Source organism: Chryseobacterium pyrolae, from assembly GCF_025153485.1.
In the GTDB taxonomy this organism is placed as follows: domain Bacteria; phylum Bacteroidota; class Bacteroidia; order Flavobacteriales; family Weeksellaceae; genus Chryseobacterium; species Chryseobacterium antibioticum.
This window is the reverse complement of record NZ_JANZQH010000012.1, coordinates 79,234-96,422: the sequence shown is the minus strand read 5'-3', so window position 1 is coordinate 96,422 and position 17,189 is coordinate 79,234. Positions and strand designations below refer to the sequence as shown.

Here is a 17,189-nt window from a genome sequence, read left to right as displayed (position 1 = left end):
TTTATGATGTTGATTTAGTTTTTTTTTCTTTTGATTTAAACTGTATTTTGATATCTGTTTTTTTATTAATTCTAATGTTTCTGTCGACGGAAATGCAATCATAGGTTCCGCGATGATACTTCATATGTAGGGAACAATGTAAGCCGAGTTACGTACATAACTCATCCAAATTCCTCGGTTTTTCCCAAAAAAAACTCGCAGGATTTTCTGCGAGTTTTGTTTTTATTCAGGTGAAATTATTCTTTGTCTTCAGCGACATCCTCATCCTCGTTTTCGTCTTCTTCATACTGCTCCAGGTAATACGTGAAACTGAAATCCTCTATTTCATCTTCCGCGTCCTCAAGGGTCGTCAGCAAATCTTCAAAGATCTCCAGTTGGTCTACCGTCATATTGACGAATTCAAGGTGAAGCGGCATTTCCAGCTCTCCGGTAATGACGTCAGACAAAGCGTCAAGATTATCTCCGAAATATTCCGGAAGAGTCACTTTTTCCTTTAATTGGGCGTAAAAATCTTCGTAGTCGCCGATGTCTGTAAAATCGATATATATTGTCTTCATATAGAATTAAATTTCCAGTTTTTATTCATTAAAAAAGTTTTGCATTTCTGGCAGAAATCTGTTTCCTCATCAGTAGGGTTTCCACCTTCAGCATCTCTCATAAAGCATGTTTTTTCAGGACAGTGTTTCAGTCCCTGTGTATGTCCAAGTTCGTGGATTGCTATTTTAAAGAACTGCTCATCCCTATTTTTTTTATTCAGCCTGAATGTTGAAGCTACGCAGGCCTTTCCGGGTCTGTAACCAAGTCCCATGATTCCGTAGTCCTTTATTTTTCCTTTAGTAACGCTGATGTCTTTTGAAGTTAAACCAATCGTAACAAAACTTTCTTTTGTGTGGTTATCCAAAAATTTTATGATAGAATCTGCGCGATAGCGGTTTCTTGCTTTATAATAGGCATTTTTCGGAAAATCAATGGGCTCAAGAACTTTCACGCTAGGATATATTTTCCTGATTTCTCCTGCGGTTTGTTTCACGTTTTCAGAACTGAAATCTTTGAACGGCTGAATCAGTATGGTCATCGGCTTGCCACTCTTTTCGGGCTGCTGTTTTTCCGAGCATGAAAATGCTAAGGATACTATTGCTGCCAGACCACAAAAACTACTGCTTCTCAAAACTTTTATAATGGTTTTTAGTCAGATAAACATCACCGTTTTTTGTAAAAATAATCCGGTCTGCATTTCGGTTGCCACAGCTGTAGTTCACATCTGCTTCATAATATTTTTCATCTCCGGGAAGTCTTTTCTCACGGTTGCTGAACTTATCACCACCAATGGCTTTTCCCGGCAATACATCGCAGAGGTTTCCTTTTCCCGGGTTCCAGCCCAGTTGTTTGGCTTCATTTTTAGTGATGTAATAGTCAGGAAGCTTGTGGTTCTGTTTTACATAATTAATAACCGTTTTTTCTGCTGTCAGTTGGTCTATGGACTGCGACGAAGAATCTCCATGGGTACTTTGAGAATCCGTGGAAGTACTTCCATAACGTGAATTTTCTGTTTTTTCGGTTTCTGTTTTTCCCTTTTTATCTGCAATAAAATTATTGTAGACATACATCACAGACATTCCGAACAGAAGCCCCAGACAAATGAAAAATACCGATCTTATTTTACCGTTCATAAATAAAACTTATAATTTATAATTCAGAACTAATCATTTCTCCACTCCTCAGGAATATCACAAACCGGGATAGGATTGATTTTATGTTGAGCTGCTTTATGCATTCGGTCAAAAATTAAAAAGACTTCTTTATCACGACCTTCATAATCGTCAGCGGTTTTGGTTCCATATTCTTTCTGGATCTTTTCCAGTTCAGGATAGGTAGCCCCGATCTGTTGTTCATCCGTTCTGTCTACATCCCAAAGACCATCCGTAGGAATCGCTTCCTGGATGTTTTTAACCAGATTTAAAGCTTTTGCCAGCGTATACACTTCAGTTTTGTAAAGATCTGCGATCGGAGAGACGTCTACACCGCCGTCGCCATATTTTGTATAAAACCCGATTCCGAAATCTTCTACTTTATTTCCTGTTCCGCATACCAAAAGACCATTGATCTGCCCATAATAATATAGGGTAAGCATTCTCAGACGTGATCTTGTATTGGCGAAAGCCAGTTTCTCGTTAGGAAACAGGTCATCTTTTACATCAAATGTTTTATAAAGTTCTTCAAAAGCAGGGGTCAGATTCACAGACATAGCCTCTACATTGGGAAACTTTGATTTCAGGTCGTTCATATGTTCCCAGGCACGGTCTATCTGATCCGGTTTCTGGCGTATCGGCATTTCAATCAGAAGGGTTTTCAATCCTGTCATGGCTGCAAGAGTAGAAACCACCCCGGAATCTACGCCTCCGGAAACACCGATGACATATCCTTTTACGTTAGCTTTTACAGCATAATCTTTTAACCACTGTACAAGATGATCTATTACTTTTTGAGTCTGCATTGTTTATATTTTTTAATCTATTTCAATTTTTTTTAAGGGTATTTCACTACACCTTTTATATTTCTAATCCGTCCTTTGCTAGTTCTACAACCATTCCGTTACCTTCAGAATTGCAAACGGAAAAGATATTCCAAAATTACTGGTTTTTTCGTAACCAGATTTAGGATAATAATTTTTGTGCCCCCATCAGAATCACCGAGCTATAGCCGAGCTCTTTAGCAATTGAATGTCCTTGAAGGAGAAGCTGTCCTCCAATCTCCCGATTCTGAAAAGGAGCCAGAGCCGGCGATTCAAATGTTTCGACACCATTCACTATTTTAAGTTTTGGCAATAAAAATATGACTGGCCATTTCACCGTTTTTGATTTCAGCAATTAGAGAAAGTTCGGAAATGAAGGTATAATGTCCCCTTAGTCTTTTCACAATGGTCACTGTATTCCATATCTCTGAAAGCTTCTTCAACAAGCTCAAAAACTTTTTTGTGATCTTTAACCTATCCTGCCGCATAGTAAACATAAGTCTAAAGATATTTTTCGCTCTTCAGTTCATACCAGTTGCAGACTGCGTCAGGTTCTGTAAATTCACCCGTTTTCTCAAAGCCTAATTTTCTTAGTATATGATTGGATCCGTTATTCTCAGAATGAGCACAGGCATAAATGATTTCTGCATTCATCTCCTTAAACCCGAGATCAAGAGCCGCTTCAGCTGCTTCTAATGCATAACCTTTCCCCCAGAATTCAGGAAGGAAACGGTAGCCCAACTCTAGAACGTCTTTATAGCCGTTGATTGGCTGTGTCAGCAGTTTTAAACCGCTCCAGCCGATCAGAAGACCGGTTTCCTTTTCAATTACAGCAAGTCTTCCTGTCCCGTTTTCCTCATATTGTTTACGGATCATTCTGATCACATTTAATGATTCTTCCGGTTTTGTGAGTACCGGAACACCAATGTATTTCATCACTTCCGGGTTCGAATCCAGCAAAAACATGCGTTCAACATCTGTTTCTTCAAGTTTTTTTAAGATCAGTCTTTTTGTTTCTATTTTCATAGTCATAATTTAGGGCTCAGTTCCAAAAATAGTTACATCGGTTTTTATTCCCTTATTAATATCCGCTTCTTTGATTTTATTTCCTCCCACATTCAGTGTCTGAAGGGCTGGATTTCCGGAAATGTCAAGTTTTTGAATCTTATTATGTTCGACGTTCAGCTTTCGTAAATTTTTGAGCGCAGTGATATCGATGGTTTTTAGTTGATTTAAAGATAATGTTAATTGATCAATTCTTGGAGTTTCATTTAATGAAATATTCTCCAGAAGGTTGTTATCAAGATACAGTGAAGCCAGATTTTTAAGGCTTTCTCCTCTGAAAGAAGATATCTTGCATCCCGTACAGGAAAACAGTTCGAGATGGGGGAGTTTGCTAATAGAAACGCTAGAAATAGCATTGTCATCAAGCACGATCATTTTAGCATTGGGAAAGTGGTGTGAATCTTCGGCTGATTTAATGCCTTTCTGAACCAGAAATAAATTAGCAACCGCATCTGCCTCCAGCTGTTCCAGTGAACCGTTTTTATTAAGGTCAAAATTTTCAAGCACAGCCTTTTCAAAGTTTTGATCTTTAAAATTAATTTTTTGAGCACAGAAAAGAGAAAATCCTGAAATAATCAGGCCCAAGGTTACAAATATTTTAATTTTCCTCATCGATTGTGTTTTTAATCCTTATTTTTGTACACTTAAATTTCATGTAAAAATAATGAAGATTTTTAAAATTATTGCCCTTTCTTCTATTTTAGTTCTCGCTTTGGATTCTTGTAAAAAAGAACCCGAAAATCAGTGGAAAGTAGAAGTGAAAAATACTGCAGAAAAAGTGGAAGTAACTGATATTTCCAAGGAATTTTATAATCCGGATATTCCTCTGGATCAGTTTAAAGCTAAATTTCCATGGTTCCAGGGAACCGTTTCTGATGCAGATTTTGGAAAAAGAAGAGCAGATGAGAAAGAGATCAAGATCTATAAAGAAGCAGCAGGAAAAATAGATGAGGCAAAGCTTCAAAAAGAGCTTCAGGATCTGTTTGCCCATATGAAATATTATTTTCCACAGTTCAAAAGCCCTAAGGTTTATCTGTTTTCGTCCGCATTGCAGATGATTCAGGATCCTATTTTTTATGATTCTAAAGGAAATCTGTTATTCATAGATATTACAGGATTTATGGGGGATGGCAATGCCAATTACAAAGGACTCGAACTCTATTTTCAGAAATCGATGAATCCTCAGAATATTGTTCCTAAAGTTTCTCAGATCTTTGCTGAAAGTATTGTTACGGAATCTCGTGATCACCAGAAATTTATAGACAAAGTTATTCTGAACGGAAAAGTTATGATCCTGCAGGATGCTTTCCTTCCCGATACACCGGATTATCTGAAAATGAATTACACCAAAAAGCAATACGAATGGGCTGTAGCGAATGAATCCAATATCTGGAATTATTTCGTGGAAAGTAACCTGATTTTCGGAGATGACCCAAGACTGGTAGAACGTTTCATTTCTCCCGGACCATTCTCAAAATTCTATACGGAAATTGATAACGAATCTTCGCCTCAGATTGGAATCTTTACAGGATGGCAGATATGCAAAGCCTATTTCAGACAGAAACCCGAAACCAAACTGGCGGATTTCTTAAAGCAGGATGCCACAAAGATATTTAATGAAGCGGTTTACAAACCTAAAAAACCGTAACGGTTGAAATAAATGATAACCTTCAAATCAATTGGAGGTTATTTTTTTTAATTTTAAAGACTCATATTTCTGTGTTTTGTGAAGGAAATATTTTTTACTTTAATAAACCATTTCCTGATGAAGATAACTTCGTAGAAATTTTAGATAAGCTGAAGAAGTATTAACTTTGCGGAAAATTTTTAAATTGATATGAGAAAAACTCAGATTACAATAGATGTAGAGTTGGATGAGAACCACATTCCTGAAAGTATAACATGGAACGCTCAGGACGGTGGTGTGGAAAAAGAAGAAACGAAAGCAACGATGATCTCTGTTTGGGACGACAAAACAATGGAAGCTTTAAGAATCGATCTTTGGACAAAAGAAATGCCGGTAGACCAGATGAAGATGTTTATTCACCAGATTTTGGTATCTTTAGGAAGTACGTACCAGAGAGCTACGGGAGAAGAGGATGTAGCACAATGGCTGGAGCAGATTGCTGATGAGTTTGCAGTAAAATCAGCTATCAGATTGTAATACCAAAACTCCACACCAATCACAAAATTATATGAAAAAAGTACTTCTAATCATCAGTACGGCGGTATTGTTGGCCGCGTGCGAAAAGAAAACTGAGGTAAAGGAAACAAAAACAGCAGATTCTGCTGTAACGACAGAAAAACTTCCGGCTTCTGAAAATAAAGAAGTTTCCGGGACGGAGAATGTTTCTGAAAACGCGGATATGAATATTGCTTTATTCAAAGAAAAGGATATTCCAGCAGCGATGTTAAAGGGAAGCCTTCATCCTCATGATATGGAAGGTGAATCTGTGATGGAGCTTGTTCCCAGCATGGATGATTTCATTAAAGGAAACGGCTCAGATATTGCTTATATAGATGATTCCCTGAAAAAAATAATTCTCAAAATCAACGGAAAGTTTGAAGAACTTAAGGAAACCAGCACTGATAAATACGAAAACAGTGAATATCAGGCCTCTTTTACCACTACTGTTCCAGATAAAGTTCCGGAAGATATAGAAGTTCTGGCTTATGCTTTTAACGGAAAGCTGGAGGTGAAAAGAAAATCTGATAACGTTTCAAAGAGCCTTGATTTTTTTATGGGAGGCTTATAAAAAATAAAAATATTATGAATTTTAATACAAAAGTAATTCACGGAGGGCAGCACCACGAGTCTGCAACAGGTTCTGTTAATGTTCCTGTATTTTTAACGTCTACATTTGCACAGAAAAGTCCTGGAGTACATTCCGGATATGAATATTCAAGAGCTGCCAACCCTACAAGACAGGCATTAGAAGACTCTTTGGCCAGCATTGAGAACGGAGCAAGAGGTCTTGCTTTCGGTTCCGGACTGGCTGCTATCGACTGTGTTTTGAAATTATTGAACCCCGGTGACGAGGTAGTAGCGGTAGATGACCTTTACGGCGGTACTTACAGAATGTTTACAAGACTTTTTGAAAAATATCAGCTTAAATTTACTTTCGTGAATTTTGATGATGTTTCGAAAATTGCCGACGTCATCACAGACAAAACAAAACTGATCTGGGTAGAAACGCCTACGAATCCTTTGATGAAACTGGTAGACATCAAAGCCGTGGTGGAAATGGCCAAAGGAAAAGATATCCTGGTTGCTGTAGATAATACTTTCGCAACACCCTATATCCAGAGACCTATTGATTTGGGAGCAGATATCGTAATGCACTCAGCTACAAAATATTTAGGTGGGCATTCAGATGTAATTGCCGGAGCATTGATCGCAAAAGATGCTGAACTGGGAGAAAAACTTCACTTCATCCAGTTTGCGAGTGGTGGTATTTTAGGACCTCATGATTCTTACCTTGTTTTAAGAGGGATCAAAACTTTAGCATTAAGAATGCAGCGTCACTCAGACAACGGACTTGCAGTGGCCAAATATCTGGAAACTCATCCTGCAGTGGATAGAGTGATTTATCCGGGATTGGAATCTCACCCTCAATACGAACTTGCAAAATCTCAAATGAGAGAACCGGGAGGAATGGTTTCCTTCACTTTCAAATCAGGAAAAAAAGAAGATGCCGTTAAATTCCTTGAGAAAGTAAGAGTATTTACTCTGGCAGAATCTTTAGGAGGAGTAGAATCTTTAGCGAATCACCCTGCGTTGATGACACATGCGTCTATTCCTGCAGATAAGCGTGAAGAACTAGGTATTACAGATGATCTTGTACGTTTAAGCGTTGGGATTGAAGATGCTGAAGACCTGATCGCAGATCTTGAGAGAGCTTTTTCTTAATACACTAAAATAAAAATATAATGAGAAAGGTTCAATTTTTTTTGATCTTAAGTTTTTTCAGTCAGATGGTATATTCTCAGGTAAAAACTACTGATGAATTGTATAAAACGGCCAAAAAGCTGGACAGTCTGATCTTTGATATAGGATTTAATAAGTGCGATCTTTCTCATTATAAATCTATAGTCAGCAACGATCTGGAGTTTTACCACGATAAAGGAGGAATCACTTCCGGTGAGAAAGCTTTTACCGCTTCCATTAAAAATAATATCTGTGGCGGACCCAATAAAGTGAAGCGTGACCTCGTACCCAACAGTATGAAAGTTTATCCTTTATACAACAATAATGTTCTGTATGCTTTCATAGAAGAAGGAGAGCATGATTTTTTCGAATTTTCCAATGGAAAATGGAATCAGGGGAGCAGAGCAAAATTTACTATTTTGTGGATTTTAGAAGATAAACAGTGGAAAATGAAAAGGGTATTGAGCTATGATCATCATTTATAAGCCATATGAAAAATACCAGAAAAGCTACTTTTGAAGATGTGAATCAGTTGGCGGAATTATTTGACCAATACAGGATTTTTTATCATAAAGAATCTGATATTCCTGCTGCTGAAAATTTTCTCAGAGAAAGGATCGGGAACAAAGACTCCGAAATTTTTGTGGCAGAAGAAGATGGAAAACTGACAGGATTTGTCCAGCTGTATCCTATATTTTCATCCACAAGAATGCAGCGATACTGGCTGCTGAATGATCTCTATGTCAACGAAAATCACAGAGGGGAAGGCTATTCCAAAGAACTGATCGAAGAAGCCAAAGAATTGTGCAGAGCATCAAACGCGTGCGGAGTTCTGCTGGAAACTGGAAAAAGCAATGAGGTCGGAAACCAGTTATATCCAGCCTGCGGCTTCGAACTCTATGACTCTGTGAATTTTTATGAACGGACGAATAAGGGGAATTAAAAAATTAAAAATGAAGAATTAAGTCAATAGGAAATGGTCTTTTCTAAACCATCACCACTGATTTTTTCATTCATCATTCATCACTTTTCATTCATCACTAATAACTTATAATTCAAAAAATATGTCTGATTTTCAAAAATACGTACAAAGATATCTGGACCAGATTCCTTCTGAGGACTGGATTGGAGAATTAAAAATATCTGGCGAGAAAACGGCAGAAATATATGCTGCTTTTACAGAAGAACAGTCTCTTTTTGCTTACGCAGAAGGAAAATGGACCCTGAAAGAACTTTTACTCCATTTATCTGATACCGAAAGGATATTTCAATACAGAATTCTGGCTTTTGCAAGAGGTGATAAAGCAGAATTGCCGGGCTTCGATGAAGAAGAGTATGCCTCGGCTTCTTTTGCCAATAACAGATCTTTAGAATCTCTTTTGGAAGAGTACAAACTTGTAAGAAGGTCTTCACAAATTCTAATTGAAACCCTTGAACCATCTGTTTTAAATAATACAGGGATAGCCAACGGAAATCAATTGGCTGTGGAAACAATCGGAAAACTGATTGTGGGACATAATTATCATCATTTGAGTATAATTAAAGAGAGATACTTGCCAGGATTGGAATAGGTTTTAGATTTGAATAACCAGTAAACCAAGATGGTAGATCTTTAACAATAGGCATAAAATTTAACAGGAACGGGTTTTAGCCCGTTTTTTGTAATTTTGTTAAAAAGTTTTACTCAAATTTGTGATGAGGACATTAAAAAATTTGGATATTAATAAAAGCATTGAATTAAAGAAACTGGTTTATGAAGAAGGCGGTTATAGTAAGTTTGACACAATTTTCATTTATTTCATTTTTTTATTATTGATTACGGAAATGGGACTTTGTTTCTCAGAATTAGAATCATTTTCAAAAAATGGATTTGAATATGTTGTTTTGATTGTTGTAATTACATTTTTCTTATATACTTTATACTGTAAGTTTTCAGAAAAAAGATTGAAAACAATAAAATTCAACATCCATAAAGAAGAAGCTAAAAAGAGAATTATTGAATATGGTAAAAAATATAATTTCAGAATTTCCAAATGGTCTGGGAACCTCATACTCCTTAATGAATCCACCGATAGCTTTAGTTCAGAAGAATTTGAACAGACTACAATTGTATTCTTTAAAGACAACGAGATTTTATACACGTTAATAAAAGAAGGGAGAAAAACCAATTTTCCGGTTTTGTTTTCCCAGCATTTTACTAAAAGAGCGTTCACGAAAATCTTAAATCAAACAACGATAGAGCCCCAAAAAAGTTATTTCAGTGCGTTCTTTAATGAATTGTAGTGAAAGAAAAAATATTCAGTAGAAACGGGCTTTAGCCCGTTTTTTTATGGTAATCAATCAAATAAGGCTTTAGCCAAAACATAAATAAAAAATATTATTTTTGGTTAAAACAACGCAAATGTCCTATATGAAAATTTATGTCCATCTTGTTTTTTCCACAAAAAACAGAGTTCCATATTTAAATACATTCGATTTAAGAGTTAAAGTATGGAAACATATTAAAGAAAATGCTTCAGAAAAAGGGATTTACTTAGATATGGTTAACGGTTATTCAGATCATTGTCACTGCCTGATTTCGTTGGGATCTGGTCAGAATATAGAAAAATTAGTACAACTGTTAAAAGGAGAATTATCTTTTTGGATTAATAAAAACCAACTTACTCCAGAGAAATTTTCATGGCAGGATGAATATTTCGCCGTTTCAGTTTCTGAATCGAAAGTAGATGCTGTGAGAGAATATATTAAAAATCAGGAAAAACATCATCAGAAAAGAAGTTTTGCAGATGAATATCAGGAATTTATTGGAAAAAATAATTTTATATAGGTTTTGGCTAAAGCCATTGTCATGAATTTCCTATTGCAAACGGGCTAAAGCCCGTTCCTATTGAATTTTATATGGGATATTTTGTAATAATGCAAGTGTAAAATACCATATATCAATCCAATACATAATGTTGTTATTTCGCCTTTAGTCATAACAAAGACTAATATATTCAATAGAAATGGGCTTTAGCCCATTTAACAAAGAAGATAAATTGCCAAAACATTTATTCCTCTATTTCTTGGCCAAATCTTCCTGTTTTTTTACCTTTATACACGGGTTTAATAACCTTTTAAATTATGGAAAACATTATCGAAATATTAAAATCTGGCGGAACGATTCTTTACCCTACAGATACCATCTGGGGAATCGGATGCGATGCCACCAACATAGAAGCTGTCAACAAGATTTTTGACATCAAAAAAAGAGAAAAAAACAAATCAATGATCATTCTGGTGGAATCTGAAAAGAGACTTCAGGATTTGGTTGATGTTCCGGAAATGGCTTGGGAAATTATTGACCTTAGCGAAAAACCGGTAACTATTGTTTATGAAAATCCCCGCGGACTTCCAAAAGAACTTCTTGCGGAAGACGGAAGCATAGGAATCAGACTGATAAAAACGGATTTTTGCAGAAAGTTGATTACAAAACTTAACAGACCTCTCGTTTCTACCTCCGCTAACTTTAGTGGTGATAAGAGCCCATTGAAATTTTCGGATATTTCTCCGGAAATGATTAAGCTGGTAGATTATGCTGTAGAAGAAGACAGAGATAAAGTTTCAAAATATTCAGGTTCTTCTGTAATAAAAATATGGAGCGACAACAGGATTAAAGTTCTTCGTGAATAAAATCCTAAATAATCCTTCATTTTAAAATCTTGTCAATGCATATCGGCAGGATTTCTTTTTTTTAATTTCTATCTTTGCACTTTCAACTGATAAAAGACATCCCATGAACCACCAAAAGTTTGCTGAAGAATGGATTAATGCCTGGAATTCTCATGATCTTGAAGATATACTGTCCCATTACGCCGAAAATATCGAGGTGACAACACCTATGATTACCTTGGCTACAGGAGGAAAAGAGAGCACTTTGAAAGGAAAAGAAGCTGTCCGTGAATATTGGAAAAAAGCACTCAATAAATTCCCTGATTTGCATTTTGAACTAATCAAATCAACAGCGGGTGTAGATTCTGTGGCTTTATTTTATAAATCCATAATGGATAAATATGCTGTGGAAGTTATGTTTTTTGATGATGAAGGAAAAATTAATAAAATGTATGCCCATTATGATTAATGGAAAAAATATATTGCTAGAAAAAAGACGATCTATTTATTAACGATGAAAATTAATCTTACCCAAAATAAAAATTTAAAACTATTCAAGATCATCGCAGATGCTGCGGAAAAAAATAACCAGTCGGTATACATTGTCGGTGGTTATGTCCGAGATCTTCTGATGAAGAGAACAGCGTCTACCGATATCGATTTTGTTACTGAACAAAGCGGTATTGAGCTTGCAGAAACGGTTGCGAAAGATATTGATCCTAAATTAAAAGTTTCTGTCTTCAAAACGTACGGAACAGCCATGATTAAATATAAAGATCTTGAGCTGGAGTTTGTTGGAGCCAGAAAAGAAAGTTATACTGAAAACAGCCGCAAACCTGAAGTAGAAGGCGGAACACTGGAAGATGACCAGAAAAGAAGAGATTTTACCATCAACGCCATGGCAATTTCTTTAAATAAAGCTAACTTCGGGGAGCTTATGGACCCTTTCAATGGAGTTGAAGATCTGGAGAAAGGAATTTTAAGAACTCCTTTAGAACCGGCCCAAACGTATTCTGATGATCCGCTGAGAATGATGAGAGCTGTTCGTTTTGCCTCAACATTAAATTTTGTGATTGAAGAGAAATCCCGGAATGCCATCAAACAGGAAGCGGAAAGGATCAAGATCGTTTCTATGGAAAGAATCATGGTGGAGTTCAACAAGATCATGATGTCTAAAAAACCTTCCATAGGACTTGGATTAATGGAAGAAACCGGACTTTTAAATCTGATCATTCCTGAGCTGATAGAACTGAAAGGCGTAGAAGAAGTAGAAGGACAGACTCATAAAGATAATTTCTACCATACATTGGAAGTAGTAGACAATATTTCCGAAAATACAGACAATCTGTGGCTGCGTTGGTCAGCATTACTGCACGATATTGGTAAGGCACCAACCAAAAAATTCGTAGAAGGAGCAGGCTGGACTTTCCATGGACATGAATTTTTAGGTTCAAAGATGGTAAAGACCCTTTTCCACAGACTGAAACAGCCGTTGGGAAGTGATATGAAGTATGTTCAGAAAATGGTAAAGCTTTCTTCACGACCGATTGCTCTGATCACTGATGATGCCTCAGATTCTGCATTGAGAAGACTTTTATTTGATGCCGGAGAAAATCTGGAGGATCTTTTTACCTTATGTAAAGCAGATATTACGACCAAGAATTCCAAAAAGCAGGAAAGATTCAAAAAGAATTTTGAATATGTGGCAGTGAAAATCAAAGAAGTGGAGGAAAAGGATCAGGTCCGTAATTTCCAGCCGCCAATCACCGGAGAAGAGATCATGAAGATGTTTGATCTTAAACCCGGAAAAGAAATTGGAATCCTGAAAGAGAAAGTGAAAGAAGCTATCCTGGAAGGTGAGATCCTTAATGATAAGGAAGAAGCTGAAAAGTTTGTGATTGCCGAAGCTGAAAAATTGGGATTAAAATACAATTAAGCCTTAAACTACATATAATAGCTTCGGCGGGACTTTGTCCCGCCGAAGCTATTATATAAAATCAATGAAACAAAATCAGGCCGCTTCGAAGAAGCGGCCTGAAAAAAAACACAAATGATGAAAAAAAATAAAATTTATAGATAATACCGAAGTATTAATGTCTTAGTTTGGATAGACTGAGTTTGAGCCTATACCTGTAGTAAATGCTCTGATAATAGCTCCTGAAGTATTGTAAACCACAATTTTGCTCGCCTGGGTAAACCCATTTGAATCCGAAGTGAAAATTTTGTCATTAATTACACTGAATCCGTATAGAGCAGAGAAATTATCAACACTGTTTGCTACCGTGAATAGAGGCGATGTAGGTGCTGTTGTAGCACTCATATCCATTGTGTAAACGTTTTTTCCTGAAGAGAAATAAAATTTACCATTTGAAATCTCAAGATTGGTAGCATTGGCGATACCCGTTAAAGTCGTTGTCTTTGTGATGCTTCCTGTACTTGAAATCTGATAGATATAAGAATCGGCAGTTCCGGCAGCAATAGCATACACATTTTGATTGCTTGAAATGATTTTGTTGATGTTTCCACTTGGCAACGTGATGGTAGACTGAACCTCGTTCGTAGAAGTATTGATATAAGAAATCTTATTCCCATAACCGAATGAAGCATTCTGTACGAAGATGTTATTTCCAGCTTCCACAATTCTCTCAGCAGCATCTGTGAAAGTTATTTTTTTGATGAAAGAACCGTCTGAAACCTTATAAATACTTACAAATTTATCGCCGTTATATTTATCGTTTGTTACATACATATTGTTGTTGGCAAAAGCCATGTAACGGGGATTATTAAGTTCAGCTGTAATTTGGCCAACCGCTTTAAAATTATAACGGTTTGCGATTTGGATTTTATTGGAATTATTCAGTAGCAAATAAGCATTTTCACCTTTGAAAGCAACCATCTGTAAAACATCACCTAATTTCGCTCCTCCGTTATTCAGTGCAAAAACATTGTCCTGTTTTAGGTTTAAGTCTGCACTTACAAACGTTACGTCTCCTTCAGGTTTTCCATAGGTACCTTCATTAGCAATCAAAAAACCATTGCCATAGAATATTTCCTGCTCATCATTATTATCATTGTTACACGATACAATGCCCATAAGAAGTGCAAAAGCAAAAAGAAAATTTAGAAATTTGTTCAGTTTCATAATATTTTTAAGTTTAAAAATTAATAGTTGCATACATACTGTAATTTCTCTTAGGCATCGGGTAAAGAGATACCGTCTGATAAACCGTATTGGTCACGTTGTTCACTTTAAATCCTAAAGTGTACTTCTTGAAAAGTGCGGCAGAAATTCCTGTATTCAAAATAAAATAGGGATCAATGGCTGTCGACCTTTGCTGGTCGGTAGTAGTATAGGTAAGGCCATTGAAAAGCCCTTGAGCATACACCTTTAAGAAAGAATATCCATACTCTATATTTCCGACAGCTTTGTGAATGGGAACATACATCCGCTGCAGTTGAGTGTCTTTATTGACTGATTTTGAATAGGAATAACCTGCATCCAGTTTCAAAGCGTGTTGTCCAAAGGTTTTATTCCAGCTAACCTGCGATTCCAAACCATAAGACTCTACTCTGGTCGTATTGAACGGTGCCCAATATCCGAAAGAGGTCGGAAGCCAGTTGATAAGATTTTTGATGTCCATGTAATAAGGACTTAATGTCACTTTAAAATCTCCAAAACTGAACTCATGGTTCATGTCAATATTGGTGGAAGTTTCAGGAAGTAAATCCAGATTTCCTCCCGGTTGCCAGTAGAGATCATTAAACGAGGGGAATCTGAAGTTTCTTGAAAAGTTGGCCCCGACATGATACCATTTTAAAGCATTCCACTTTCCTGAAAAAGAATAAAGAAGGGGAGAAGATATACCTTCTACAAAATCCTTCTTAATTCCGGCTTCAAAACGAAGATCTTTTTTGGCAAAATACCGGATTAAACCAGCTAAGGATCCCACATTTCTACTGATCACTCCCAATCCCGATTTATAACCTTCACCCTTATTCACCTGAAATTCTCCAATGGCGTTAACATTGATCTTTGGCGTGATGAAATAATTGAAATCATTTTTAAAAATATAATTCTTTCCCTCTGCACCACTTGCTTTAGGAAGATTAAGATTTGAAAAATACTGGAAATTATCCTGCGTATAAGCTGCTTTTAAGCTGTTTGAAAGATTGTTTTTTTGAATATCCCATGCGATCAGACTTCTTAAGGTCTGCGCGTTGTATTTGGTCCTGTTACCGTTGTCCTCAAAAATAGGATAGTGCTGTGATGCATCAAAGATCTGATTCTGCCAGGAAATGGTCTGGTGATCAGCAATTTTATAAGAAGCCCCAATGTTCACTGAAGTATTGAAATATCTTCCGTTAACATTATTGAATCCTGTATTTCCTACAACAAACTCAGGAACTTTATAATCATTTTGGCTCGTTAAATAGCTGCCTGAAACCTTCACACTTAACTTTTCATTACTGAAAGAAGCCTGTGCAAAATTATTATACGTATCAAAAGAAGCCACTTCCGAATAAACAGAACCTTTAAAACCCCTGTTGAAATCTAAAATATTGTTTAAATGAATACTTCCTCCGATAGCCCCACTACCATAAACAACACTTCCGCCACCAGCTTTTACATCGATCTGATCATATCCGAATACCGGAATATTATTCACATCTCCCTGTCCCAAAAAACTTGAATTAATGTTGATTCCGTTCCATACAAAAGCCGTTTGCTGGGCAGTTGTTCCACGGAATGATGGAGAAGAAACAGCACCACGGCCGTTTTCTTTGATGTAAATGGAAGACTGATAGCGTAAAAGTTCAGAAAGGTTCGTTGAGTTTTTCTCAATATCCTTTGGAGTAATCGTACGTACCGGATGAAAAAGTTTTACTTTGCTCATCTGGCTGTCGAAAATATAAATAGTGTCAACCGCCTTCTCCTGTCCCAAAAGAAAGCTGCCATAAGACGTACAAAGCAGTAATAAAGATCTTTTTATATCCATACAATTTTACTTTTCCTCCGAAAGCAATGTGTTTTTAGTTATAATTTTGGCAGGTCTCCTGACTTTCGCGTTCTGCACCTTCCCGTATGAACAGTGGTTTTTTTGCAGAAACTCTTAATGCGATTTACAGTTGCGGGGACAGTTTGGGTATTTCACCCAATTCCCTATTATTTCCAATACGCTGGAAACCAAAATTTTTGCAAAGATAACTTTTTAAATGTATTGCGCAAAAATGACAAAAAGTAAATAATGAATGGTGAATTCCGCTTCGCAAGGAAATTTTTTAAATGTATAATTATCAGTAACGGAAATGATACTATAAAAATTGAAAAATAGTTCTTTAAATTAACTATTCATCTGCAAAGCAAAATTGATAAAAAGCCTAAAAGTGAATAGTGAATCATCAATTTTGCTTCGCAATTGAATGGTAAGGATAAGCACCTTTAAAATTCATTTTTGACTTGCGAAGCAAAATTCACCATTGACAAAGCAGGCTCACTTTTCTCGGCTATAAAAACGTCGAATCAAAATAAAACGGAAGCAAATCCTTGATAGAATGTACCTTTACCACTTCATCATTCATACTTGAAAAATAAAGATCTATATTTTCGTTCTGTTTTGTTTCATATTCTATTAAACTCTGTCGGCAGGCTCCGCAAGGTGGAATTGGAGGATTTTTCTCGTGGAATTCCCTAGGACCTCCTACAACAAAGATCTTTTTTACTCTTACATCCGGAAAGTTGGCTGCCACCCAGAAAAGAGTTGTCCTTTCTGCGCATAATCCTGACGGATAAGCCGCGTTCTCCTGGTTGTTACCGGAATAAATTTCACCGTTTTCCAGCAAAACGGAACATCCCACAAGGAAATTAGAGTAGGGCGCATAAGCATTTTCACGGGCTTGTTTTGCTCTCTCAAATAATGTTTTTTCTATATCGTTCAGTTCACTGCTGTTTTTAAAGTGCTCGTAACTGATCTGTATGTCTTTTTTCATATATTAGTCAGGCTAAAAAGGGGGCCAAATTTACTTCTTTTTCAT

At 36.5% G+C, this 17,189-nt stretch carries 22 protein-coding genes and 1 riboswitch; of the genes, 12 read left to right on the top strand and 10 right to left on the bottom strand.

Going from position 1 to position 17,189, the window contains the following annotated elements:
* Positions 1-236: 236 nt before the first annotated feature.
* From NZD88_RS19755 to NZD88_RS19725, 7 genes are all read right to left on the bottom strand, one after another.
* Positions 237-557 (bottom strand): barstar family protein, encoded by a 321-nt coding sequence (locus tag NZD88_RS19755; protein WP_259831403.1) that lies wholly within the window; start codon positions 555-557, stop codon positions 237-239.
* A complete protein-coding gene (locus tag NZD88_RS19750; RefSeq protein ID WP_259831401.1) occupies positions 554-1,168 on the bottom strand; it encodes a matrixin family metalloprotease in 615 nt (204 codons plus the stop codon). Before NZD88_RS19750 ends, NZD88_RS19755 begins: the two co-directional genes overlap by 4 nt.
* On the bottom strand, positions 1,155-1,670 hold the full coding sequence (locus NZD88_RS19745; RefSeq protein WP_259831399.1) for a ribonuclease domain-containing protein: 516 nt from the start codon (positions 1,668-1,670) through the stop codon (positions 1,155-1,157). The genes NZD88_RS19750 and NZD88_RS19745 overlap by 14 nt, the downstream gene beginning before the upstream one ends.
* 29 nt (positions 1,671-1,699) lie before the next feature.
* Positions 1,700-2,494, bottom strand: a complete 795-nt coding sequence (gene nadE, locus NZD88_RS19740; RefSeq protein ID WP_259831397.1) for an NAD(+) synthase — start codon at positions 2,492-2,494, stop codon at positions 1,700-1,702.
* 317 nt (positions 2,495-2,811) lie between these two features.
* Positions 2,812-2,955, bottom strand: a complete 144-nt coding sequence (locus tag NZD88_RS19735; RefSeq protein ID WP_259831396.1) for a hypothetical protein — start codon at positions 2,953-2,955, stop codon at positions 2,812-2,814.
* Between the two features lie 58 nt (positions 2,956-3,013).
* Positions 3,014-3,538, bottom strand: a complete 525-nt coding sequence (locus NZD88_RS19730) for a GNAT family N-acetyltransferase (protein ID WP_259831395.1) — start codon at positions 3,536-3,538, stop codon at positions 3,014-3,016.
* 9 nt (positions 3,539-3,547) lie between these two features.
* Entirely contained in the window at positions 3,548-4,189 is a 642-nt protein-coding gene (locus tag NZD88_RS19725) for a leucine-rich repeat domain-containing protein (protein WP_259831394.1), read from the bottom strand.
* 52 nt (positions 4,190-4,241) lie between these two features.
* On the opposite strand from NZD88_RS19725, the gene gldB reads away from it, so the two are divergent.
* From gldB to NZD88_RS19665, 12 genes are all read left to right on the top strand, one after another.
* A complete protein-coding gene (gldB, locus tag NZD88_RS19720; RefSeq protein WP_259831393.1) occupies positions 4,242-5,225 on the top strand; it encodes a gliding motility lipoprotein GldB in 984 nt (327 codons plus the stop codon).
* Between the two features lie 189 nt (positions 5,226-5,414).
* The gene (gldC, locus tag NZD88_RS19715) at positions 5,415-5,741 is read left to right on the top strand and encodes a gliding motility protein GldC (protein ID WP_169236241.1); all 327 of its coding nucleotides are present in this window, start codon (positions 5,415-5,417) and stop codon (positions 5,739-5,741) included.
* 31 nt (positions 5,742-5,772) lie between these two features.
* A complete protein-coding gene (locus tag NZD88_RS19710) occupies positions 5,773-6,333 on the top strand; it encodes a hypothetical protein (protein ID WP_259831392.1) in 561 nt (186 codons plus the stop codon).
* A gap of 11 nt (positions 6,334-6,344) precedes the next feature.
* A complete protein-coding gene (locus NZD88_RS19705; protein WP_259831432.1) occupies positions 6,345-7,487 on the top strand; it encodes a cystathionine gamma-synthase in 1,143 nt (380 codons plus the stop codon).
* A 20-nt stretch (positions 7,488-7,507) separates the two neighbouring features.
* A complete protein-coding gene (locus NZD88_RS19700; protein ID WP_259831391.1) occupies positions 7,508-7,990 on the top strand; it encodes a nuclear transport factor 2 family protein in 483 nt (160 codons plus the stop codon).
* Positions 7,991-7,995: 5 nt separating this feature from the next.
* On the top strand, positions 7,996-8,448 hold the full coding sequence (locus NZD88_RS19695) for a GNAT family N-acetyltransferase (RefSeq protein WP_259831389.1): 453 nt from the start codon (positions 7,996-7,998) through the stop codon (positions 8,446-8,448).
* Positions 8,449-8,569: 121 nt separating this feature from the next.
* Complete coding sequence (locus tag NZD88_RS19690; protein ID WP_259831387.1) at positions 8,570-9,076, top strand: DinB family protein; 507 nt, start codon at positions 8,570-8,572, stop codon at positions 9,074-9,076.
* Between the two features lie 373 nt (positions 9,077-9,449).
* Positions 9,450-9,788: a hypothetical protein gene (locus tag NZD88_RS19685; protein WP_259831385.1), complete on the top strand. Its 339-nt coding sequence runs from the start codon at positions 9,450-9,452 to the stop codon at positions 9,786-9,788.
* Positions 9,789-9,906: 118 nt separating this feature from the next.
* Positions 9,907-10,332, top strand: coding sequence for an IS200/IS605 family transposase (tnpA, locus tag NZD88_RS19680; protein ID WP_259831383.1), 426 nt, complete (start codon positions 9,907-9,909; stop codon positions 10,330-10,332).
* A gap of 296 nt (positions 10,333-10,628) precedes the next feature.
* Entirely contained in the window at positions 10,629-11,177 is a 549-nt protein-coding gene (locus tag NZD88_RS19675) for an L-threonylcarbamoyladenylate synthase (RefSeq protein WP_259831381.1), read from the top strand.
* A 103-nt stretch (positions 11,178-11,280) separates the two neighbouring features.
* Positions 11,281-11,625: a nuclear transport factor 2 family protein gene (locus NZD88_RS19670; protein ID WP_259831378.1), complete on the top strand. Its 345-nt coding sequence runs from the start codon at positions 11,281-11,283 to the stop codon at positions 11,623-11,625.
* A 45-nt stretch (positions 11,626-11,670) separates the two neighbouring features.
* Positions 11,671-13,092: a CCA tRNA nucleotidyltransferase gene (locus NZD88_RS19665; RefSeq protein ID WP_259831377.1), complete on the top strand. Its 1,422-nt coding sequence runs from the start codon at positions 11,671-11,673 to the stop codon at positions 13,090-13,092.
* A 162-nt stretch (positions 13,093-13,254) separates the two neighbouring features.
* On the opposite strand, the gene NZD88_RS19660 is transcribed toward NZD88_RS19665, so the two are convergent.
* The 3 genes from NZD88_RS19660 to NZD88_RS19650 form a co-directional block, all read right to left on the bottom strand.
* Positions 13,255-14,298, bottom strand: a complete 1,044-nt coding sequence (locus tag NZD88_RS19660; RefSeq protein WP_259831375.1) for a YncE family protein — start codon at positions 14,296-14,298, stop codon at positions 13,255-13,257.
* 13 nt (positions 14,299-14,311) lie between these two features.
* The gene (locus tag NZD88_RS19655; protein ID WP_259831373.1) at positions 14,312-16,153 is read right to left on the bottom strand and encodes a TonB-dependent receptor plug domain-containing protein; all 1,842 of its coding nucleotides are present in this window, start codon (positions 16,151-16,153) and stop codon (positions 14,312-14,314) included.
* Positions 16,154-16,184: 31 nt separating this feature from the next.
* A riboswitch (cobalamin riboswitch) is annotated at positions 16,185-16,361 on the bottom strand.
* A gap of 300 nt (positions 16,362-16,661) precedes the next feature.
* Positions 16,662-17,144, bottom strand: a complete 483-nt coding sequence (locus NZD88_RS19650) for a cytidine deaminase (RefSeq protein WP_259831371.1) — start codon at positions 17,142-17,144, stop codon at positions 16,662-16,664.
* Between the last annotated feature and the right edge of the window lie 45 nt (positions 17,145-17,189).